This is a genomic window from Priestia sp. MDV22-iso46 (assembly GCF_058629175.1).
Window position 1 is genome coordinate 490,201 of sequence record NZ_JBZVWT010000001.1, and the last position, 21,850, is coordinate 512,050.

27 protein-coding genes are annotated in these 21,850 nt (G+C 34.9%); 8 read left to right on the forward strand and 19 right to left on the reverse strand.

Annotated features, from left to right (window positions below):
• Positions 1-213: 213 nt before the first annotated feature.
• On the forward strand, positions 214-1,380 hold the full coding sequence (locus tag AC4NPH_RS02580) for an Ig-like domain-containing protein (protein WP_057273222.1): 1,167 nt from the start codon (positions 214-216) through the stop codon (positions 1,378-1,380).
• A 316-nt stretch (positions 1,381-1,696) separates the two neighbouring features.
• Here the strand turns inward: AC4NPH_RS02580 and AC4NPH_RS02585 are convergent, their stop codons facing one another.
• On the reverse strand, positions 1,697-2,632 hold the full coding sequence (locus AC4NPH_RS02585; protein WP_098196516.1) for a 3'-5' exonuclease: 936 nt from the start codon (positions 2,630-2,632) through the stop codon (positions 1,697-1,699).
• A gap of 1,502 nt (positions 2,633-4,134) precedes the next feature.
• On the opposite strand from AC4NPH_RS02585, the gene AC4NPH_RS02590 reads away from it, so the two are divergent.
• Together AC4NPH_RS02590 and mbcS are read left to right on the forward strand one after the other, a co-directional pair.
• Positions 4,135-4,833 carry a hypothetical protein gene (locus tag AC4NPH_RS02590; RefSeq protein WP_013057158.1) on the forward strand — a complete coding sequence of 233 codons (699 nt, stop codon included), beginning with the start codon at positions 4,135-4,137 and terminating at the stop codon, positions 4,831-4,833.
• A gap of 155 nt (positions 4,834-4,988) precedes the next feature.
• Positions 4,989-6,569: an acyl-CoA synthetase MbcS gene (mbcS, locus tag AC4NPH_RS02595; RefSeq protein ID WP_098196515.1), complete on the forward strand. Its 1,581-nt coding sequence runs from the start codon at positions 4,989-4,991 to the stop codon at positions 6,567-6,569.
• A 43-nt stretch (positions 6,570-6,612) separates the two neighbouring features.
• Here the strand turns inward: mbcS and AC4NPH_RS02600 are convergent, their stop codons facing one another.
• Positions 6,613-7,575: a VanW family protein gene (locus AC4NPH_RS02600; RefSeq protein WP_013057156.1), complete on the reverse strand. Its 963-nt coding sequence runs from the start codon at positions 7,573-7,575 to the stop codon at positions 6,613-6,615.
• 400 nt (positions 7,576-7,975) lie between these two features.
• Here AC4NPH_RS02600 and AC4NPH_RS02605 point away from each other — a divergent pair, with 400 nt between their 5' ends.
• Entirely contained in the window at positions 7,976-8,434 is a 459-nt protein-coding gene (locus AC4NPH_RS02605; protein ID WP_013057155.1) for a MarR family winged helix-turn-helix transcriptional regulator, read from the forward strand.
• Positions 8,435-8,469: 35 nt separating this feature from the next.
• Here AC4NPH_RS02605 and AC4NPH_RS02610 read toward each other — a convergent pair whose 3' ends face one another.
• The gene (locus AC4NPH_RS02610) at positions 8,470-9,981 is read right to left on the reverse strand and encodes a class I adenylate-forming enzyme family protein (RefSeq protein ID WP_029321906.1); all 1,512 of its coding nucleotides are present in this window, start codon (positions 9,979-9,981) and stop codon (positions 8,470-8,472) included.
• Positions 9,982-10,392: 411 nt separating this feature from the next.
• Here AC4NPH_RS02610 and AC4NPH_RS02615 point away from each other — a divergent pair, with 411 nt between their 5' ends.
• A complete protein-coding gene (locus AC4NPH_RS02615) occupies positions 10,393-11,037 on the forward strand; it encodes an SDR family oxidoreductase (RefSeq protein WP_013057153.1) in 645 nt (214 codons plus the stop codon).
• Between the two features lie 35 nt (positions 11,038-11,072).
• Here the strand turns inward: AC4NPH_RS02615 and AC4NPH_RS02620 are convergent, their stop codons facing one another.
• The 13 genes from AC4NPH_RS02620 to AC4NPH_RS02680 form a co-directional block, all read right to left on the reverse strand.
• Entirely contained in the window at positions 11,073-11,693 is a 621-nt protein-coding gene (locus AC4NPH_RS02620; RefSeq protein WP_013057152.1) for an NUDIX hydrolase, read from the reverse strand.
• 176 nt (positions 11,694-11,869) lie between these two features.
• Entirely contained in the window at positions 11,870-12,145 is a 276-nt protein-coding gene (locus tag AC4NPH_RS02625; RefSeq protein ID WP_013057151.1) for a hypothetical protein, read from the reverse strand.
• A 126-nt stretch (positions 12,146-12,271) separates the two neighbouring features.
• The gene (gene fabZ / locus AC4NPH_RS02630; protein ID WP_013057150.1) at positions 12,272-12,697 is read right to left on the reverse strand and encodes a 3-hydroxyacyl-ACP dehydratase FabZ; all 426 of its coding nucleotides are present in this window, start codon (positions 12,695-12,697) and stop codon (positions 12,272-12,274) included.
• An 18-nt stretch (positions 12,698-12,715) separates the two neighbouring features.
• Complete coding sequence (locus AC4NPH_RS02635) at positions 12,716-13,522, reverse strand: cobalamin-binding protein (RefSeq protein ID WP_013057149.1); 807 nt, start codon at positions 13,520-13,522, stop codon at positions 12,716-12,718.
• A 100-nt stretch (positions 13,523-13,622) separates the two neighbouring features.
• Positions 13,623-13,901: a hypothetical protein gene (locus AC4NPH_RS02640; RefSeq protein ID WP_013083263.1), complete on the reverse strand. Its 279-nt coding sequence runs from the start codon at positions 13,899-13,901 to the stop codon at positions 13,623-13,625.
• 15 nt (positions 13,902-13,916) lie between these two features.
• Positions 13,917-14,102 carry a hypothetical protein gene (locus AC4NPH_RS02645; RefSeq protein WP_013057147.1) on the reverse strand — a complete coding sequence of 62 codons (186 nt, stop codon included), beginning with the start codon at positions 14,100-14,102 and terminating at the stop codon, positions 13,917-13,919.
• Positions 14,103-14,235: 133 nt separating this feature from the next.
• Positions 14,236-14,451 carry a DUF378 domain-containing protein gene (locus AC4NPH_RS02650; protein ID WP_013057146.1) on the reverse strand — a complete coding sequence of 72 codons (216 nt, stop codon included), beginning with the start codon at positions 14,449-14,451 and terminating at the stop codon, positions 14,236-14,238.
• A 133-nt stretch (positions 14,452-14,584) separates the two neighbouring features.
• Positions 14,585-15,058: a DinB family protein gene (locus AC4NPH_RS02655; protein WP_057273215.1), complete on the reverse strand. Its 474-nt coding sequence runs from the start codon at positions 15,056-15,058 to the stop codon at positions 14,585-14,587.
• Between the two features lie 432 nt (positions 15,059-15,490).
• On the reverse strand, positions 15,491-16,306 hold the full coding sequence (locus AC4NPH_RS02660) for a protein-glutamine gamma-glutamyltransferase (protein WP_013057144.1): 816 nt from the start codon (positions 16,304-16,306) through the stop codon (positions 15,491-15,493).
• 129 nt (positions 16,307-16,435) lie between these two features.
• Positions 16,436-16,765 carry a hypothetical protein gene (locus AC4NPH_RS02665; protein WP_013057143.1) on the reverse strand — a complete coding sequence of 110 codons (330 nt, stop codon included), beginning with the start codon at positions 16,763-16,765 and terminating at the stop codon, positions 16,436-16,438.
• A gap of 95 nt (positions 16,766-16,860) precedes the next feature.
• Complete coding sequence (locus tag AC4NPH_RS02670; RefSeq protein WP_057273214.1) at positions 16,861-17,070, reverse strand: hypothetical protein; 210 nt, start codon at positions 17,068-17,070, stop codon at positions 16,861-16,863.
• Positions 17,071-17,105: 35 nt separating this feature from the next.
• Entirely contained in the window at positions 17,106-17,285 is a 180-nt protein-coding gene (locus tag AC4NPH_RS02675; protein ID WP_029321895.1) for a hypothetical protein, read from the reverse strand.
• A 152-nt stretch (positions 17,286-17,437) separates the two neighbouring features.
• Positions 17,438-17,851, reverse strand: coding sequence for a hypothetical protein (locus AC4NPH_RS02680; RefSeq protein ID WP_057273213.1), 414 nt, complete (start codon positions 17,849-17,851; stop codon positions 17,438-17,440).
• A gap of 416 nt (positions 17,852-18,267) precedes the next feature.
• Here AC4NPH_RS02680 and AC4NPH_RS02685 point away from each other — a divergent pair, with 416 nt between their 5' ends.
• A complete protein-coding gene (locus tag AC4NPH_RS02685) occupies positions 18,268-18,927 on the forward strand; it encodes a hypothetical protein (protein ID WP_240530764.1) in 660 nt (219 codons plus the stop codon).
• Positions 18,928-19,089: 162 nt separating this feature from the next.
• Here the strand turns inward: AC4NPH_RS02685 and AC4NPH_RS02690 are convergent, their stop codons facing one another.
• From AC4NPH_RS02690 to AC4NPH_RS02700, 3 genes are all read right to left on the reverse strand, one after another.
• Complete coding sequence (locus AC4NPH_RS02690; RefSeq protein ID WP_255286319.1) at positions 19,090-19,221, reverse strand: hypothetical protein; 132 nt, start codon at positions 19,219-19,221, stop codon at positions 19,090-19,092.
• 117 nt (positions 19,222-19,338) lie between these two features.
• Complete coding sequence (locus tag AC4NPH_RS02695) at positions 19,339-19,794, reverse strand: hypothetical protein (RefSeq protein WP_029321889.1); 456 nt, start codon at positions 19,792-19,794, stop codon at positions 19,339-19,341.
• Positions 19,795-19,818: 24 nt separating this feature from the next.
• Positions 19,819-20,637, reverse strand: coding sequence for a hypothetical protein (locus AC4NPH_RS02700; RefSeq protein ID WP_098196511.1), 819 nt, complete (start codon positions 20,635-20,637; stop codon positions 19,819-19,821).
• A 123-nt stretch (positions 20,638-20,760) separates the two neighbouring features.
• Between AC4NPH_RS02700 and AC4NPH_RS02705 the strand changes: the two genes are divergently transcribed.
• Positions 20,761-21,261: a hypothetical protein gene (locus AC4NPH_RS02705; protein WP_098196510.1), complete on the forward strand. Its 501-nt coding sequence runs from the start codon at positions 20,761-20,763 to the stop codon at positions 21,259-21,261.
• Between the two features lie 49 nt (positions 21,262-21,310).
• The gene (locus AC4NPH_RS02710) at positions 21,311-21,775 is read left to right on the forward strand and encodes a hypothetical protein (protein WP_013057139.1); all 465 of its coding nucleotides are present in this window, start codon (positions 21,311-21,313) and stop codon (positions 21,773-21,775) included.
• Positions 21,776-21,850: the final 75 nt, after the last annotated feature.

Genomic DNA, 21,850 nt, shown 5'->3' on the forward strand with positions numbered 1-21,850 from the left:
CACTTTCGTAAAGAGAAAGTACATTATAAAACTAAACATCTTTTCCTCCACAGATATAAAAATAGTAAAAGATTTAGAGGAAGACAGCCCCATTAAAAATGGCTGTCTTTTTTTGTCGGAATTTGAATATAGAATTATATGGTTATGTTAAAAATTAAGTAGTATGATAGTCGTAGTTATAAAGTAATTACATATGGTTAAGGGAGAGATTAAATGAAGAAAAAGGGTATCATCTCATTATTATCTGTAGGTTTACTAGCTTCCTCATTATCAGTAAGCACAACTCAAGCAGCTGAAAATAACTATGAGTCTTCAAAGAAAACAATTGAAAGCCGATTGAAATCTGATAAACCGTTAAATCATAATGTTATTAATCCCTATGCGCTAAGGGAAATTAAAGAACAAACTTTAATTACATTAGAAACACCTAAAGGTTTTTCTACGAAAAAATTTAATGCATCAAGTGCAAGTATTAAGGGCAGTAGTGGTCAGCCAATGTATGAAAGTGAGCCTAATGATGATTTCAAAATAGCAGATACACTACTAAACGAGAGAGTAACATTTGGACAATTCGACGATACTCTTGATATAGATTTTTATAAGGTGAACGTATCTGGAAAAGGGACTTTACTAGTAGCGGGTGGAACAGATACTACTTCCAATATCGATTTACTATTTTTAGCAACTGAATATGAATATCAAGATCATGGTTATTTAGAATACTTAGGTTCTGAATATGATGATGGAGTGGAAGTGCAAGGATATAAAGTTAATAAAGCGGGCACGTATTACATACCTGTTTTAGATCTAAACGGAAATGATTATGATGCTATATATGGAATCTCTACTCAATTTGAAGCTGACAAAGATACTGTTGCGCCAAATAAACCTACTGTTAATAAAGTAGACAATAACGATAAAGTTATAACTGGTAAAGCGGAAGCAGGTTCAACTGTAACTGTTAATGTAGGTAAAAAACGAATTGGGTATGCAAAGGCAAGTTCAAAGGGATCATTCTCTGTTAGTATTCCAGTTCAAAAAGCAGGCACTACGCTGAATGTAACTGCTAAAGATAGTGCGGGAAATGTAAGTAAACTTACCTATATAACAGTTGTAAAAGCTGACGTTACTCCACCAAACAAGCCAGCAGTTAATAAAGTAGATGATAATGATAAGGTTGTGACAGGAAAAGCAGAAGCTAACTCTACCGTAACTGTTAATATAGGGAAGAATAGAATTGGGTATGCAAAAGCAAATTCAAAGGGATTATTCTCTGTTAGTATCCCTATACAGAAAAAAGGAACTAAATTAAACGTAACTGCTAAAGATGCTTCGAATAATGTAAGTAAAGTTACGTATGTAACTGTTGTGAAACATTAAAATTGATAAACTGTTTAGATTATCTGCGATGCATTAAGTGGTAAATAAATCCAATAATAATCACAAAAGCTAAAATCAGACTGTTAGGATAGCAGGATAGCTAGTATTATAAGCAGACCAATTGCGTCTGCTTTTTTATTTAGGTAAAATACATAATTACGTAGTAAGTACACTTATTTAGACCTAATTAAGGCCTAAAACTTTATTATTAATAATGGAAGATTATAATGATGATTATGTTCTTGAGAGTTTAAGGAATGAACAGGAACAAGGGGATAAGGAAAGAGCTAAATTATGTACCAAAGAGAACGGATTTTCATCCTCTCTTTAAAGAAAGCTGGTTTAAAGGGTATAGAGTGCTCTCATCTAAAATGATAATTTTCGATGAATATTCGAGATGTTCATTATAACAAAGCAACAAATTATGATAAAAATCCAGTAAAAGACCGACATAAAAACTATTTTCCTCTGAAAACATACCAGAGCGATTGATAAGAATATTTTCGTATTTTTTAACAATTCTTTGAGTTCTCTTTATAATTTTTAACGCATCTTTCATTTTATATATTTCATTTAACTCTTCCGCAAATATGTGGAGGTCTTTTTGTATGGTAGTTCTAAGCGCTGCATTCATTTCTTTAATGTTCTGGGGCACTTCTTCCAGAATAAATTGTTTTATCATAATGAAATCAGACTGTACTGGCTCGTTCAAAAAGCTTAGGTAAATGCGAAGAGTGTTATACGCATCATACATCGGATTGTGCTTTTTACCCTCAAACTGCAAATTATATAAAGCTAACCCATTTTCTACTGATACGTTATTTTCAGAAACACGTTTTGTAAAAATTTCTTGAAAATCAACATAACGCTGTTCTATTTTCTTTATAGTAGCAAGAGAGATTTCGTGCTTTGCCGCATCTATTTTTAAACGGGATAAATCGCTGGTAGACCAGGAGAAAAAACGGGATTTTTTAATTCCGCCAATCCAGGTTAAAAAGTCTTCAAAAACATTTTTAAAATTACTTGCACCGACTAAATCAGTATCTTTAATACCGGTTAACTCTTTGCAAAAGCGGCTTAAGGACACTCGTTTTGTAGGTTGAATATAACGATCAAAAAACTCAATGTCTTCTGTCTCGATATTGTACTTCACCGCGCCGAGCCGAATTGCTTCCATATCTTCAAACGGCATTCCTTTGTTTGAACACAGCATTTCAAAATCAAAAAAGATAAATTGTTTTACATCTGCCATATTCTATGCTCCTCTCTCTAACAGGTTATTATAAGGGAATAGGTATGAAAGAGGAAGAACCAATAAGTTCCAAATCCTGAGGATAACAATGGATTATTTCAAAAGGCTAGGGGACGCTTATCAGTTTCTAGGTAGCGGAAAAGTTTTTCAAGCTCTTCGAAGGACATATAAACAGGAAGTTCTTTGTCTGATTTTGGCGCTTGGATATTAGCAGTGAAGTCTGACTTCATATAATTTTCTTTTAAGCAATATTGCCTAAGTGGCTTGATATACGACGTTGTAACGTTTCGATGATTAATTACTTAATTCTATACAAAACGACGTACACTTGAAGATGTAAGGTCATCCAAATCAAGTGAGCGATTATTTTCTTATAGGAATTCTCGATAAAGCCTTAAAGCAAGCAAACGAGTAACCAAGACAAAGCAATAGGTGATATGTATTCCAAGGGTCTAAGAGCAAGGGAGACCGCAATGATTTTATTTCTTTTTCTAGTTTACATAATATATATTCTAGGAACCAATAGATAAAACGTAAATTCTGTCTCATTGCAAAAGTATACTTATGATAGTGAGACAGAATTTAAAAATGAGATAGGGTTTGTGTTTATTTAATTTAACTCACTAAACTAATTATTAGCAAGATTTGTTCTAATTGAACAAATGTGGGTATGATTTTATAGAATGCATATTGATTTCAACAGATTGTTTTTAAGTTTGATCAGTTCGACTTATATTTATAGATTTTGAAAAATAAATGAGTTTACTTGTAGGATTTAGATTTTATGCTCATTTATTTTTTCTCATCGTATTCTCAATGAACTCTTTGCAAATTGATAAAATCTGTTTACGTTTAATATTTTAAGGATTTATTTGCTACAGAACGTATATTTTTCATTTAGTACATATGTTTGCATTTTATGGATTTTTATTCATTTACAAAAGTCAAAACCTCGTATTTTCTGTAATAAAATACAGTAATTAGTATTTTTATTCTATCTGATTCCTTGTTAAAATCATTGAAAACCCCTTTCTTATCAGCTTTTTAGTGATTTTAGTTGTAGTTTCCTTTTTCATCGGGTATAATATTAAACAAATAGATGACGGTATAAATTGGATGTCATTATCCAGTTTTAAAGGAGCGATACTTATGAACATTACAATTTATTATGGAAATCATGAAGATAAAACAATTCATACAATGGATTGTCACGTAGATATCGATTTAGATGATGAAGATATGGTAGCTTTAACAGAAGCTCGTTAATGAATATATAAAAGGCTGTGGATGCTTTTCATCTGCAGCCTTTTATTTTTTGCTCTCCCTCTCCTCTTTAACTTCTACTAACCGCTACGTTTTAGAAACCTTAGTTACTTTTATTATAAAATTTCAAATTCTCCGTTAACTTCTCTTTACTTTTCGACACATTTTTTGTATCATTAGATAAGAACGTATGTTCGTTTTATTTTTATCGTATTGATGATTACAAGGAGTGTGTTTGAATGACGGTACGAAAAAGAAAAAGAAAGAAGCTCCCTCCTACCCTATCCAATACAGGCTTTATTGGATCAACGTTTGCTGATACAGATGAATTAGCACGCAATGAATATCACTTTCCTCGTAAGCAAATGAAAATTACCCATCATGTCTTAGATGCCTTGCTTCAAGGGGCAACGCACTTATTTCAACAGCATAAAGTTGAAGCCGCTATCTCATGCGTGTATCTTCCTAAGTACAAGAAGATTGGTTTAGTCCTTTCTAAACAACCTTTTGGCCGCAATGAAGGCATTGGGTATTTTATTAATTACTTAAAGGAAATCGGACATATTGAGTGGGATGAAAAAACGAAAGACTACGAAATACATAATACGAGTTTTATCGGCGTGGTATTTGCAGATCTAGAAAAAATTGCTAAGTTCACCTTTGACTTTGAGCTGGAATTGCTGTCAAAGTTCGTTAAAGACTTAATTATTCCTGCTAAAGAGCTGTTCTTGCAGCATAATGTAAAAGCGTATCTCTCAGGCGTTGAAAATGAAGATCAGCATAAAGTAGGGTTTGTTTTATCGATCAAGCCTTATGATGAACGTAAGGAAGCAGACTTATATTTTGTGGAGTATTTAAAAGAACGTGGTTTATACGAAGAGGACGAGTCTGAAGAAGAGCTAGTACCTATTCATACAAAATGGAGCTTATTTAAATAATATACGTTATACCCGCTGTCTTAATAAGATAAGCGGGTCTTTTTTTGCTTTTTTACTAAAACCCAAAACAAATTAGTAGCAAGTACTAATAGTTAGTAATATAATAATAGTAATGATAAAAATCATTGATATCTATAATATAAGGAGTCGTTTTTATGATTCAACTAAAAGATTTAGTTCCAAGTGAACATTACAACTTAACAGAGGAAATTGAAAAACATGCATCCGATCAGCTTGCGTTAAAGTGGCAGGACGCTGACGGTGCACGTGAAGAAATTACATATAACCAGCTGTTAGCAAAAGCCAATAAAGTGGCAAACGGGTTAACAGAGCTAGGTTTAACAAAAGGCGATCACGTTTTAGTTATTGCGCCTCGCCTTATTGAATCGTACGCTATTTACTTAGCATGCTTAAAAGCAGGTATTATTGTAATTCCTTCTTCAGAACTATTACGCGCAAAAGATATCCAATATCGTTTACATCACGCTGAAGCAAAAGCGATTATTTCTTACCATCCTTTCTGCAATGAGATCGATAAGATTGAAAACTTCCCTACTTCTCTACAACATAAAATTACGTTTGGTGCTGATGTTACGTCATGGACGCGCTTAGAGTCAGTTACGGCGGATGCATCAGAACAGTTCCAAGCAGCTAAAACAACTAAGGATGATACGGCATTCCTTCCTTATACATCTGGTACAACAGGACAGCCAAAAGGCGTTGTTCATACTCATGGATGGGCTTATGCTCACCTTCGTATCGCAGCTGCTGAATGGTTAGATATTAAAAAAGGAGATACGGTATGGGCAACAGCAGGTCCTGGTTGGCAGAAATGGATTTGGACTCCGTTTTTATCTGTACTTGGACAAGGTGCAACAGGCATTATCTATAACGGACGTTTTGAACCTAAAAAGTTTTTAGAAATTTTACAGGATGAAAAAGTAAACGTACTGTGCTGCACGCCAACAGAGTACCGTTTTATGGCTAAAATTGATGAGCTTGAACGTTTTGACCTATCTCACCTTCATAGCGCTGTATCTGCGGGAGAACCGCTAAATGAAGAAGTGATTAATGTGTTTAAAAAATATTTTAATATCCAAGTACGTGATGGATACGGTCAAACAGAGAATACTCTTTTAATCGGTACATTAAAAGGTGTAAAAACAAAGATTGGTTCAATGGGTAAACCGATGCTTGAAGGATTTGTAGAAATCATTAATGAAGACGGCGAACCTTGTAAGCCTGGAGAAGTTGGAGATATTGCCGTTCGTAGAGACCTCCCTTCTCTTTTCAAGCACTACTATAAAGACATGAAGCGCACTGAGAAAACGTATAAAGGAAACTACTATTTAACAGGTGACCGCGCTTCTAAAGATGAAGATAACTATTACTGGTTCCAAGGACGCGGAGATGATATCATTATCAGTTCCGGCTATACAATTGGGCCATTTGAAGTTGAAGATGCATTAATTAAGCATCCAGCGGTGAAAGAATGTGCCGTTATAGCTAGCCCAGATGCTGATCGCGGCCATGTTGTAAAAGCGTATGTTGTTCTTGTCGATCATGTAAAAACAACAGATGCAGGGTTTATTAAAGAGCTGCAAAATCACGTAAAGACTTTAACTGCACCTTACAAGTATCCTCGCGTAATTGAATTTATTGATGAATTGCCAAAAACTAATTCAGGTAAAATTCGACGTGTGGAACTTCGTGAACGCGAGCAACAAAAAGCATAATAAATGAAAAAAAGACGTATCTGTTAGGATACGTCTTTTTTTATTAGATAGCATGCTGTGAAGTACGGACATCTACCGTTAAAACACCGGTATTTACGTTTGCGTACGCTTTAATGATAACAGGGTAATCTTTGTTGTTTGTGAACTTAAAATCAGGTCCTCCCCACGATACGGTTGCATCTCTTCCTGCAGGTACATAACCTACATGTTTTGAATGGTGAGACCTAGCTGTCACTTGAAGACCAGCGCCGTCAATAGCATTGAATAGCGTAGAAGATGTTTGGCAGATCCCTCCGCCAATTCCCATCACCAGCTGTTTGTTGATAATTTCAGGAGCAGGCTGATAGCCTCTTTCTGCTGTGCGCTCCCCAACTGTTTGATTATAAGAAAATGAATCTCCAGGACCTAATACAACGTTATTAATCGCTTCTGCGGATAGCTGAACATTTCTGTTTCGGCTTGTATCACTTGGACGAAAACGTGTAGAATACGAAGCTAGCGATACATCAGCGATCCCTTGAGCAGATGCTGCCGTTACATTTGGAGCGGTTTCGTAAATCGGAACCTTTACATCCAATTGTTTCGTATTTAAGTTCTGCAGATTTTTAACAAGCTCTGCTTCTTTTAAAATGATTTGTTTGGACCCGCCGGTTAACGATCCATTTGCATCCATTTTTATGTTTTGCATAGGCGTGTCGATCCCTTTTGCCAGCTCAGACGCTAATTGCTTAATTTCTTGGTCGTATACGTCTTTATCCTTGTAATGAACCGGCTTGAATTCTTTCATTACTTTTCCTGTGCGGGAATCTTTCAGTTGATACGTTAGGTCTTCGATTTTAAGGACTGGTTTTTTCTTTTTCTCAGTCTTTTTTTCTGCTTTTTTCGCTGCTTGTTTTTGTTCTATCGCAGCTGTTTGCTTTGCAGAATGGTTTGTATACATGCTGTACGCAATAAACGCACTCACAATTGTAGCGCCAAGCAAAAGCGCTCCTAAGACTTTCTTCATGTAATTGAATCCCCCCATATCTCGGCTTTACCTCAATATGTTTTTTCTATAAAAATATGTATACATTCATTTTATACAAACATCCTATAAAAGACGATCTGCCAAAGTGAATAATCACCATTTTTTATATTTTTTTCTTTGTTCAACACATGAGGTAAAGCGGAATGATGTTCATAGACCCCATTTTTTCTTATGAACTCAATAGAAAACAAATGTTGTATGCGTTTCCTGTTATTACTATTCTTATATATAATAGCACGAAAACAAGGATTTTTTAACGAATTATGGTAATTATTTTAAAATTTTTCTGACAATTTTCGCGGTGTTGTTCATTTTTCTATGGGCATTATACATGGTATAATGGTAAAAATGGAATTTGTTTTATGAGGAGGATTTACGCTTGACTGAACGTTATAGCAAAGAAGAGATTAGTCATCAGCTAGAAAGTATAGATCATGTAAAAGAAGCTCTTTTAAAATATAAAAACACCGTAATCGGTGAGAAATATGATTTGCTTCCCTACCATTTAACTTCAACAAAAGAAGCAATCTTAAAGACCATTCACGATAAAAAAAGCTGTATTGTTAGCGATATCACAAAAGTACTTGGACTCTCACCTGGTGCTATCACCATTGTATTAAATCAATTAGAAGATGATGAGCTTGTGAATCGTATTTATAAAAAGCAAAACCGCCGAAGTGTGTGGGTAGAGTTGACGGAAAAAGGCGAAAAAGTTGTCGAAATATTGCAAGCTACTCGTGTCGATTTTTGGTCAGATTTACTTTCACACTTATCAGAAGAAGAAAGAGATCAATACTTTCACATTATGAAAAAAATATCTCAAAAATTACAGCAATAAATATAAAAAAAGCGGCTATAAAGGCCGCTTTTTTATTATGCGTGTGCTAAGGCTTGTTTTTTCACTTCGTTTTTCAACACTTTTCCTACGCTGTTTTTAGGAAGTGATGAAACAAATACAACAGTTGGCACTTTATATGGTGCTAATCGTTCTTTACAGAAGTTCACTACATCTTCTTCAGTTAAAGCAGATGCTTCTTGTTTAACAACAAATGCATATGGAACTTCGCCGTACACATCATCAGGCATGCCGACAACTGTCGCTTCTAACACACCATCTGCTGCTAGGACAACTTCTTCTACTTGATCTGGGTAGATGTTGTCTCCTCCATATACAATTACATCTTTATAGCGTCCTTCAATGTAAAGAAATCCGTCTTCATCTAATCGACCTGCATCGCCCATCGCTAGCCAGCCATCTTGTAAGACAGCGTTTGTTGCTTCTTCGTTTTGCCAGTAGCCTTTAAATAGATAAGGGCTTCGTACAAGTACTTCACCTTTTTCTCCAGTTGGAACTTCTTGACGTGTTTCGGGGTCTACAATTTTAACTTCCACATGTGGAGCAGGTTTTCCAGCAGAGCTTACTTTCTTCCATCCCATTTGAGGATGCCATGAACTGATAATCCAAGCTTCTGTGCTTCCGTACCCTTGAGCTAAAATCATTCCGTTACGATCATATTGTTCAATTAAAGACTCTGATACTTTTGTTCCGCCTGACACAGCAAGTTTTAGAGGGAAATCATAGTGATCTCCTTTTTCAAGCTCTTCTACAATGTATTTTAATGCAGGTGGTAGTGCAAACAGCATTTTAATGTTTTCTTTTTCAATTACTTCAATTACTTTAGCTGGATCTGTTTCTTCAGAACATACCATTGTGTTTCCTGTGTTAATGCACATAAATAAAATGCTCATCGAACTCATGTGGAAGAATGGATGAACAAACAAATAGCGCATGCTTTTATCAATATTTGCACGTTCTTCCTGTCCGCCAGAATTTAAAAAGGCACTTACCGATCCGTGTGCAATCATACATCCTTTTGACTTACCTGTTGTACCTGATGTAAACATCATCAATGCTAGATCTTCAGGAAGTACTTCAGGAAGTGCTTCTGGCGTGTTTGTGTTATACGCTGAGAATTGAGTTGTAAATTCTTTTGCATCCTCAATTTTTAACGTAAAACTAAGTCCATCCGTTTGTTCCGCTTTTTCTAATACAGACGTAAATTCATTGTGGTGGATAATCGCTTTTAACTGTCCGCTCGTAATAATGCTATCAAGCTCATAAGGTGTCATGCTCTTACTTAATGGAACAACGACTGCTCCCACTTGTAAAATCCCCATTGTAACGACTGGGTAAGCAATGCTTGTATGAGCTAAAACACCAATACGGTCTCCTTTTTGAATTCCTTTCTCTAAGAAGTAATGAGACAATTGATTTACTTTTTCATGAAATTCATTAAATGTATAACGTTCATTATGTTCAACTAGTGCTTCATGTTGAGGAGAAATCTCTGCACGTTCTGCGACTAAGTATTGTAATGTGTTCATTTTATCCTCTCCTTTGTCCGCTCGGACTAAATATTTCGTTTATGAATATTTTAATGACTAAAACATAATAACAAAAAATTTTTCCGAAGTAAAAGTTTAAAATTATCAAAATGTGTTTATATAGGTTGTATCGGGAAATGTTAAAAGAGATACTGTTTTTAAGAAGTGTTGTATTACCAAGGGTTTGAGATAATTTTACAAAATTTAAATAGTTCAGACACTGGGTTTAACGAACTATTTTTTTCCTTTTTTTGTTTGTAAATTAGTTTTTATTTCTTGTTTTTCATTTTTTTAATATATTTTCTTACTTTCCCCTTATTCACCGGATTTTGAGCTCATTTATTGAATGAAAACGGTGAATATGAAACAATAATATATAAGCATTTGGATTTGAAAGGAGCAAATTTAGACATGAAAGTTCTTGTAATTGGTGCGAATGGTCAAGTAGGCAAACATATTGTAAACATTTTGAATGAAAGTGATGTGCACACTGTACGTGCGATGGTTCGTAAAGAAGAACAAGCAAAAGAACTTGAGGCAAGAGGTATCGAAACGGCTTTTGCAAGCTTAGAAGGCACTGTACATGAAATTAAGGAAGTGATGAAAGGCTGTGACGCCGTTATCTTTAGCGCAGGATCAGGCGGAAATACAGGCCATGATAAGACACTTTTAATTGATTTAGACGGTGCGGTAAAAGCGATGGAAGCTGCAGAAGATTTAGGTATTAAACGATTTGTGATGGTAAGCGCACTTCAAGCACATCACCGTGAAAACTGGAATACTTCACTAATTCCTTACTATGTAGCCAAACATTACGCGGATAAAATCTTAGAAGCAAGCGGATTAACATATACAATTGTTCGACCAGGCGGATTGTTAAACGAACCAGGAACAGGACGTGTAGATGCTGGGGAGAACAAAGAGCGCGGATCCATTCCTCGCGAAGATGTAGCGCGTGTGGTAGTGGAAACGTTGAGTGAAGATCATACATTCGGACGTTCTTTTGATTTAGTTTCAGGCGATACGCCTATCGCAGAGGCTATTCAATCTATTTAATATAAAAAAAGCAGCGAATACGTATTCGCTGCTTTTTATTTATCATTTAATACATGTACTAAATGATAAATCACTTTTGCTGTCAGTCCCCATATGACTCGATCTTCATAGTAATAAAAATGTTCTTCCATCTCTCTTGTTTGCCAATTATAATTTTCACCACCGATAATCGCGTCATAAGGAAAATTATGTTCGGGTTCTACCCTGAAATGGATATTGTGTATATCAGGTTCGGTACGTTGGAAAAAAGAAAGAGGCACGGTAAATACTTCTGCTACTTCCGAAGGATTCGGTCGAAGTTCAAGCGACTCATCAATAAAACCTACATAAGGATAAATGATTGTTCCGAATTGAGAAACAATATAATCTAAAGCTTGTACTTGCTGAATAGATTCAGGCGTAATCCCTAACTCCTCGGATGTTTCACGGATAGCCGTTTCTTTTTCGTCTGCATCCGTCTTCTCGACACGCCCTCCTGGAAAACAAATTTCTCCGGGCTGTCTTCGTAAATCGAGCGCTCTTACCTCAAATAAAACATGTAGTTCCCCTTGTTTTTCAATAAGCGGAACAAGAATACCGAAGCGAGAAAACTGCTCCATCCCAAGAATTGTCGGTATCCGATTTTCTAACTTAGCTATAATACGGGATGCATCCATACGTCCACTTCCTTTCACAAAATGAATTATCAAAAGAATAGCGAGTTGTAAGCTACGATGTCAACTAACCTGCAAAAGAAAGCTGTTATCTTTAGTATATGAAGAGATCCATTCAATTGACACTACAATTGATAAAAATATATAACATGAATATAAATAAAAGCAGATAGCATCGGCTACCTGTCTTTTTGTTTTGTTTTTAACAACCCATAAATAAGTAAAAAGAATGCAACCACACTGATAAGCAATCCTCCTACTTGCTTATCAGTGAGTCCAAAACGAAGCTGAATCCAAAAGATAACCAAGCAAATCAAAATGACACTGGTAGCTAAATAAAAGTAAATACTGTAGAAAAACGGATTCGTTCTTTTCCGTTTGTAGACAAGTAGTGAGATGCCTATATACGTACCCAATAGTGTGAGTAATACAACAACTTCCGTTAATGTTCTCACCGCATTCTCCCCTCTCCCTTTTTTCTTCTATACCCCGTTTCTTCTTTCATCAAAAGGAAGTTTGACTAAGGTATTTACAAAAAAAGCCCTTATGCCATAAAGCGGTTTCCTTCAATACACTTGCTTTTATATATCAAGAGCAAAGGTAATGACCGCTTCACAAGCTAACTCGCTGTCTACAAATGCTTTTCCTTTTCCTCTTACAATCTTTCCGCGCTGCTTGAGAACCTCAAATTCTAAACGCAGTGTATCTCCTGGCCTTACTTGACGCTTAAAACGACATTCGTCTATTCCTGCTAAAAAAGCAAGTCTTCCTTTTTGTTGGTCATCCGCAGCCATGGCAAATCCACCGAGCTGAGCAAGAGCTTCTACAATAAGTACCCCTGGCATTACCATATAGTCGGGAAAGTGGCCTTTGAAAAAAGGTTCATTTGCTGTTACTTGTTTGATTCCTACCGCAAGCTTTCCTTCTTCTTGCTCTAAGATGCGATCAACAAGTAAAAAAGGATAGCGGTGTTGAAGGGTATGTTTTATTTGTTTTATATCTTTCATATGTATCGCTCCTTTTTCTTATAATAAGGGGTCCTTACCGTCAAATGCAGGAAACGTATCTGGATGAAGAAGCGGCGCGAGTTTTTTTAACCCTAACAGCAACCTAGGTGAAGGACGACAATACAGCCATTCTTCTAGTACATATACGCGATGTTCTTTGATGGCAGACATGTCAGACCAGTTCGGTCTCTTGTGTAAAATCGTTGGATTCACTTTGTTTGTCTGTACGCCCACCCAAGCCAAACACACATGAAGTGGATTTCGTTTGAGCACTTCTTCCCAATCACTCTGTACATTTGCTTCTTTATGATCAGCAAATATATTTTCTCCTCCCGCTAACTCACTAATTTCAGTCAGCCAGTTTGCTTTGCCAGGAGTAAAGACAGGTTTTGGCCACCATTCCCAGTATACAGTGGCTTTTTCATCAATTTGATTTGCAATCCCTTTATATGTAGAAAGAAACTGATCATAACGCTTTAACAGTTCAGCTGCTTTTGTTTCAATGTTTAATCGCTGACCTAAATCCTGTAGATTTTGACGGATATCTTCTAGCGAATTAGGATTATATACGACATAAGGAAGCTTTCGTTTTTTTAGTTCTTCAATATTTCGCTCCATTCCAGGAACGCTTAGTGATGCTAGGACTAAATCGGGTTTAGCTTCTTCCACCGCGTCCATATTAATAGATAAATCGGGACCTAAACGCGGCAGACCTTGAATAGACTGCGGCCAATCGGAATAATCATCTATTGCTACGAGCAAATGCTCACATTTTAAATACGCTATTAGTTCTGTATTGCTTGGACAAAGCGAAACAATTCGCATAGTTCCCCTCCTGCATTCATTTCTTTTTTTCTATTATACAATAGATCCACATATAAAAAGCAGAGACTTTCACTGAAGTCCCTGCTTGTGGTGCTCTCTCTTATCCGCCCATCGCGTGATAAAAGAAGTAAAAGAAACCTAAACAGCCAAGTGAACTAATGCTTGTAGTTAAAATGCCGATTGAAAGCAACACCTGTCCGTCTTTTTTTTGTTTGTATCGCAGCATATAATAAAAAGCTAAACAGGTGCCAAGAAGTAAATAAATAGCCCATATGTAAGGTAGATTCTTTAGCTGAAAGATGTATCCTTGATTAAATAATAAACAGTAAATAAAAAAAAGATTTACGATAAAAAATATAGGAAGTACACTTTTCTTCATCTATTAAACCCTCTTCTATTCTTTATTTTCTGCTATAGTTGCTCTGTTTTGATTTCTCAGTTCATCCCGTATGTCACGTAAATATTGATTTCTCTCTTTCATTCGCTTTAAAACTATAACGATAACAGCTATAATACCAGCAATGATTCCTATATAAAGAACTCCAAACACTAAGATAGGTACTACACCCCAAAGCTCCATCTCATTCCTCCTATTTTTTAGTTATTACCTTATTTTACCGTATTTTGTAAGGATGTCACGTCTTTTATCCATGAAAAAGGGAGTTTGAATATACATTCAAACTCCCTAAAGAGATAATAAAAAATAATATTTATTATAGCGCTTTGCTTTTGACACTCGCTCCCGTTCCGAAGAACTTATCAAAAATTTGATAAAGAGCAGACAGGCCAACTAACCAATAAATCGTTGTTACTAACCAATCCCAAGAGCCAAATAGCTCTTCTACTACATTCACGCCTAATGCTACAGCTAACCAATTTAAACCGCCTAAAATCACAAGAAGAGTCGTTAAACCTGAAAGAAATTTCACGTTGTCACCTCCTTGCGAACTGCATTAGGAAAAGCAGCTCATGTTACATCTTATGCGCTGTATAGATCAGTATATGCATAGGCGCTATGTAAAATAGTTATAAAGAATATGTGATTTATTCTTTTTTATTTCCTTATTGTGCAGCTGCAGCTTTCCCAATTTGCTTAATCGTTTCTACATGCATCGCTTCGTGATAAAAGCTGAATAAAAACGTTTCACCAACTGTTGTAAAGTTGATGCCCGCTTTGTTTGTAAAAGGTGTGATCAACTGTTTGTCAAACTGCTGAGGCATGAACTCTTTAATACGATGTGCTTGATCTTTCAACACATTCGCAATTTCTTCAAGAGAAGGAGCAGCCTCCGTCCAATCGGCAGGTTTTGTTCCTGCGCCGAAAAAGCTTTCATAACTCTCGGGCGTTTGCATCGCTTCACCAGCTAAGCCAAACACAAGTTTTTCTTGAATAAAGGCAATGTGTCCAAGATTCCAGCGGATATTGTTATTGAATCCTTTTGGTGTGATGTCCGCTGCCTCTTCTATTGTTTTTTCGAGGATACTAATCGTAATTCCTCTTACAACGTCCATATGTTTTAAAATCATGTTTTCCATCGTCTAATCTCTCCTTACGTTGTCGTATTAGATAAACTATTCAATGTCTATTGTGCACAAATTATCCCTTAAATGCCACTCATAACATTTAAACCTGAAAATAAAAGAAAACTCAAAAGAAACATCCCCCTATATAAAAACTAGGGGGATGTTTTAAGCAGAAGACTTCAAATTTGAGACAGGTCCTTTGTTTGGCTTCGGTTTTAGCTGACCTAGCTTATTTTTTAGATAATCTTTTAATGCGCCGCGTTTTCTCTTGCGTCTTTTATCACGATTTTTAATGGGAATCTCCTCCTTTCCTTTTAGTTTTAAGACCTGTGTATTAAATGGATTCTTCTTTTATACATAAAATCCTTTTGAATTCTCAAATTTACCTTCATGTAATTCTTTCCTTTTTACAAAAAAAGACCAAAGTATCAAACCTTTGATCAATCAAGCTACATACGTAATCGACCCAATAGTGGAAATAATAGCGCTGTTTCTGTCGTACCAAACAACGGGTTCGTATCTAACTGCAAAATAACTGAGGTGAGCGGTGTGAAGCCTGACAATTTCATCTGACAGGTAAGCTGATTGCTTTGCGTCGTCTTTTCTCTTTAAATTTAACACTTCAATAATTCTTTCCCGGGTCGTAATTCCAATTCCATGACCAAAATATAGAGTTTCATCTAATACAATTGTGTTTTCACCTTTCCACTGGGGAGTATCAGGGTTATAATCAGGATTTTTAAAATACGCACAGTCTCCGGGCAAGTAGTCAGATCCTTTATAACCATGGAGCTCAAGATCTTCATCATATTGCCAATCGTGTAAGTAAAGATCAGCAAAAAGCCTGTTAAAGTTTGCTTTTCCAATATTATTTAATACAGCTTTGTAAAAGATGATGATAACAGCCGTCGCGCACTCAAACGCATATTCGTGTCCGTTGTAAAAAATATCATCGATGGCCTGATGAGGAGAAACGGTAGGCAGTAGCTGAAATCCTCCGTTATCGGTTCTTTTCCAATACTTTTCGTTACACCTAGAACGTGCAAATGTAGCAAACCTGGCACCGCTTTTGCGCAGCAACACAGACGATTCAATAATTTGTAATTTAACAGATACATCAAAATCAAGCTGGTCAAATGTAGCATACTCATACACTTCCCTATAGGCATCCATCTGTTTTAAAATGTCTGCTTTTTCTTTTGTTAACGAACTATTATTTAGATCACTTATTTTCACAATTTGTTGGTTAACTTTAATCATAGACGTTCTCTCCTTTACAGAAAATGATATCAATCACTTTCTCTAACAGGATATTGATAAAAAAAGATTTTGTGTATCTTCATTTATTTAAAATCATGAAGATTAGAAAAAACGATGAAAGAAAGTAATTTAACCAATAATCTTTTCCTTTGTTCCTTTTTGTCCTTTTGTAACTTTTTTAAATATAAAGCGAGCAACTAACACGTACAGTGGTAATACAATAATGACGGCAATAACATTTAAAATCCAAGGTATTGTCCCCATAAAAACGTTTGAAGATGCTTTATCATACCAGCTCACAATAAGTATTAAAAAGAAAACACTGGATATAAAAGTACTTATATATCCCTTCTTATAGTTTGTACTTCTCACAGCAACAACAAAGCCAATTATCAATGAAATGCCTGCTGCAATTAAGATAAAAATCAAAAATAAGTTTGCTACCTTTTGAACGTCCATTAGTTCCCTCTTTCTTATAAAATTTTCACTCCAGAATCTTCGTTACGTCACTTATAAAAAAAGTAAATTTGAGTACTTTAAACTCCCTAAAACAATTAACGCCCTTTTCTAGATACAATTCCTACAGTATTTTGATTAGACGCTTCATTTTGTTTTTGATTAAAAGTTACTATTAAATTGTATATGAAAATCAACAAACCACACCCGACTATAACCCAGCGCATACTTCCTTGGAATGCAGAATTAAAAACGTTTGCTAAAGCTATTACAAGTCCTGTTGACATGTTAAGATAATTCCAAAACAAGTAAATCGCTCCTTCTTAACCATGTTCTCTTTAAATTAATCATTGCTTCTTCTTTTCTTAGGTCTTAATATAAATTCGTAGATAAACCAATAAATTAAAGGAAACAAAACAATAACGAGAAACCCGTTTTCAGCTGGTATATATTTATAGATTAATAGCATAATAATTGCAAATACAAGGTAAGCTATCCAAAATCCTTTATCTCTTTTACGCATAATTACCACCTCTCTGAACTGAAACAGCGTCCCATATAACGTCTAACGTATTTTCTATATACACAACCAAATTCTTTCTTAAAAGTATGTTATTAGCGAACGCCATACCAAGATAAGCCTAATTTTTAAATCTAGGCTTATCTCGATACTACCTATTTAGCAAGAAATACTTCTTCATTCACATTTTCAAAAAACGACTTTAACCTAGAAAAGTCTTCCTTGTTTCCCCGTGTAGAGAAAACTTCTTGCTCACTATGAACAACAACCATCGTAAGAGTTGATTTGAAAATTGTAAGGATTTGCTTTCCTGTTTTTATTTCTCTAATTTTATTAAATGGGATATGGAATACAATAGGCAGCTTAGAGAAAACTTCTCCGTAAAAAAGTAGGCTTTTTTCTGTATAAGCTAAAACACCTCGAATAGGTACAGAATTTCCATTTGGTACACCTACAAGTCCCGAAAATCCCCTTTCACATTCATAGTAAGTTAAAATAGATTCTCTAATTTCTTCGTCGCTATCTATCTTTTCTTTGAACTCTTTAGTTGCTCTCTCTTTTAAACTCATACTATCCCCCCCTAAAAAACTCACTTCTTTTTAACGTACACCTAACTAAATTTTATAATAATTACACTTTTTTGTGAATTTCAGGTATCTGCCACCTAATTAATCTTTCTAGTTAAAATAATTCATACAAAAAAGTGCTTGGATATTTAAATACACAAGCACTTTTTATTAATCTCCCCAAACTCCAAAAACTTTATAGGAAGGATACGTTTTTGGAGCTACAGAAGGTTTACTAAGCGCGTAATCTTCTTCAATTTTTACATTAACAAATTATCACATTTTTATTTTACTTGTTTTTCTAAATATGTTTTAATTATACACTAGTAACTTCTTAATTTGATGCGTAAGAACTCTACCAGTTACACTTGGTTATTTGTGTAACTACGCTCTTATAATTAAGAGAAAGGAAAATGCTAATGGCCTTCGTGAAAAAAATAAACATCTCGTCCGAAGCTAAATCAATGGGTATAGACTTCTATGTACCTTTTTTAATTATTTTAATTGCAATACTTTATACGTGCTTTTCCCCTGATCTAGAAAGCCTTCAATATATATCAAGAATAATAGAATTTGTTGTATGTCCTATAGCCGCTTGGTGGTCCGTATACTTATTTTTAGATCACTCTGTTGATAAAGATAAAACAGCTGAGTTAACACCTAACTTCTCGACACCTATTTTGTCTTACGGCCTTATTAGAGTGACATCTTTCTTTCTTATTTTTCTAGCGGCATTTTTTGTATTACTAATTTCTATTACATTAAGGTACCCTTATCCTTACATATCATTATTTAATTTAACTATTATTTATGTTCCTCAAACTGTGTTGTACTGTTACTTAGGATTTTTCCTTATGGTATTATCACGAAACATTGCTATTCCGCTATTTATTTTATTAACATATATAGCGGCCAAGTATTGGACTACTAGGGACATTCCGGTATATAACGTAATGTCATTTTCTATAGATATGCAGTTGTATCCAAGGATTATCCTATTAGCTGTAAAGAATATTGCATTAGCTCTTGCTTTAGCGATTGCAGGACATTTCATTTTGGTCAGACGAAAGAAGATATAAATATTAGTATATACTAAAAAAGCTGAGCTCCTATCTACACTAGATCTCAGCTTTTTTATTTCTTGAATGGGCCCAGTTACAACATCGAAAGACTTAAAAGACATTAATTTACTTGCTCAACATATCAAACTTCGATTCTATTGTTTTTGCTATGCTTATTCATTATCCGTGAAAATCACCTGTATTTTGATTTACAGTTACGTAAGCGTTGTCTCCCGTATTCGTTTCCAATGCTTTTATAGCGGCTCGGTGTAACGTGATAACCTTCATATAAATCTTTCTCGAATTTATCAACCCAAGCTCCTGACGGACGATTTATAACGTCACTTTTTGTTTCACTCTTATTTAAGTATTGTCAGGTGTTGGTGCACTCTAAACAAAACAGGTGACCTGAGTAAGTCACCTGTTTTATTAGCTCTCAAATAATTCTTTTTTCTCTTCCTCAGAAAACCCCGTGAAAAACTTCTTATGTAACCTCAGGGACCTCTCTTTTTTAGGAAGTATTTTTTCAAACCACGTTACTGCCATCGGTGTATGTTCAGGATGAACGTTAACTTTTTCTAAAAACCATTCATATTCCTTCACTGTTTCATCTGTTAAAAGTTGAATGTCTTTATTTCTGCTTTTATAATCTAGCTCAGCAAGTTCCATTGCTGTTATAGGAGTATCTATATTCTTTACTACTCCAAATTCGGAAGGCATTCGTTCCCCATTTATAGACGCGAAAAAATGTATGTATCTAGGTAATCTAAAAAGTCCCTTCTTTGTGTCTTTTTTTCTTGCTATATAGAGCCAATCTCCTTTATTAGCAAAGCAGTTTAATTCAGGATCCTTAAATGCAATTAACATTTTTTTATGTTTTTTCATAGTTGGCCTCCATTTCAGACGTTTTTAGTACTCAGGCTTAGCTACACCTAAATTCGATTCAAAATCAGTAAGGTACATGCGGGCTCCGTTATATTTCTCTTCTTCTTCATAGCCATAATTATTACTTGTGTACGGATTGTTAACAATGTTTTTATATGATCTGATGGTTTTTAATTGAGTATCCAAAGAATAATCAAAACCTTTCATTGCTGTTTCTAACTCTTCAAGCTGTTCCTTACTAAAAGCATCTCGATGCTTTTGTAATTCATCTTTTATTATATGCAGTTTGTATACTGGTCCGTTTGTTATGTCATTAACTGTAGGTTTTATATCTCTATTAATATCTTCTTGAGAAGAATGGAGGTGGTCGTAGAAGAATGATATACCTAGATCCTTGCCGTCATCCCAACCTCTAGTGGCCTCTATAACCGAATGCATATTTTTCATCATTGTCACTTTATATATTGTTTTAGGGGAAGTGTATTTCGTATAAGCTTTTAAAGCCTCTTCTCCATTTAGTTTATCAACATCTTTTCCAAGGTTATTGATACTTATTTCTAACTCGTCATTATTCATTTTATTAACCTTTGCAGTACTGTTAACGGACGTAGATAACAAATTAAAATCATTTTTATAACTTTGAAACGTTTTTTCTATGTCCACATCTTTATTAATAAGACGATCACATTCATTTTGGAGAAACGTTAACTCTATTTTTATTTCTTTTTGAGCTTCTTCTTGTTTTGTGGTTTTGTTAATTGATTCTTTTGAGGTACATCCCATTAAACTAAAAGCCACAGTTAGAACAGCTGCTCCTGCTGCTATCTTCCTTGAATTCTTCATTGTGAAACTCCATTTCTTTGTTGTTTAACTTTTACATACTGAACAACTATATCACATAAATGGATTATTTTAACTGTTTATATTAAGATAAAACTTAAAGAAGTTAATAAAATGGGGGCCTGTATGAAAAAATTATATTCTGTATTACTCGCATCTCTACTATCAGCAAGTATATTAACGGCTTGTTCAGAAACGAAAATAAACGGTAAAAAAGACGGAGAATTCTATTTGAGTGAAGATGAAGCTTTTGAAAATGCAAAGAAAGAGTCTACTGGAATACAAGATATTATCGGTGAAAGTAAATATGTAGACAATGAAAAGATTGTTATTTACACAATTAAAGAAAAATCGAATATAGGTGTTGGGACAGCTACATTAACTCAAAAGGATCAAAAAATCCGTTGGTATTTTAATGGGAATCCAGCTATTATCAAACAATCAAAGGGAAATACAGATATCACTAGTGAAATAACGACTCCAAAAGGTGTAAAGTACGATTTTTATGCCGGTACCCCAATAAAATCAAATATGACAATTGAAACCCGTACCGATACTGAAGTAGTCCCTCATATTGATAAAGAATATGATATTTATTACTACCTCTCCCCCGTTCCAAGAAATTAAGCAGCAATTTTTTATTTTTTACTAGTCGCAACTAAGGGGGACATTATATATGAAAGTGTTTATAAAATTATCTCTGTTTACGTTTATTATCGTTGGATTATCAGGGTGTATAGGCGAGGAATATGACTTCTCTCCCCCTACGGTTACATTATCGGCCAATGATGTTGTGGATGTTGAACTGAAAGAAACTAATGTCGATTGGCGCGGCGAAGAAGGAAAACAGTACAGAAAGGAAACAAATACAAGGAATAGTATAAATAGAGCTAAAAAGCAGCAACAGCTAGCTGTAGCCCCTGAAACACCAGGAAATTTAAGGTTTGATAGCGAAGATTTTCTTGTTAATGACATTAGTTCTTATACAATAAGCACTAGTAATACGAAGCAAGATATTAGAATAAACGAACAAGATAGAACTTTTACGTTCCCAAAGAAAAAAGGGAATTATGTTTATGTGCTAGAACTTCAAACTGATAGAGGCTACGCGCAATATGTGGGGAACGTTGTTGTTAAATAACATAGAAACTAATAAAACCTAACCTCTACAAAGAGATTGGGTTTTATTAATATTATAATATTCTACTATATCTAC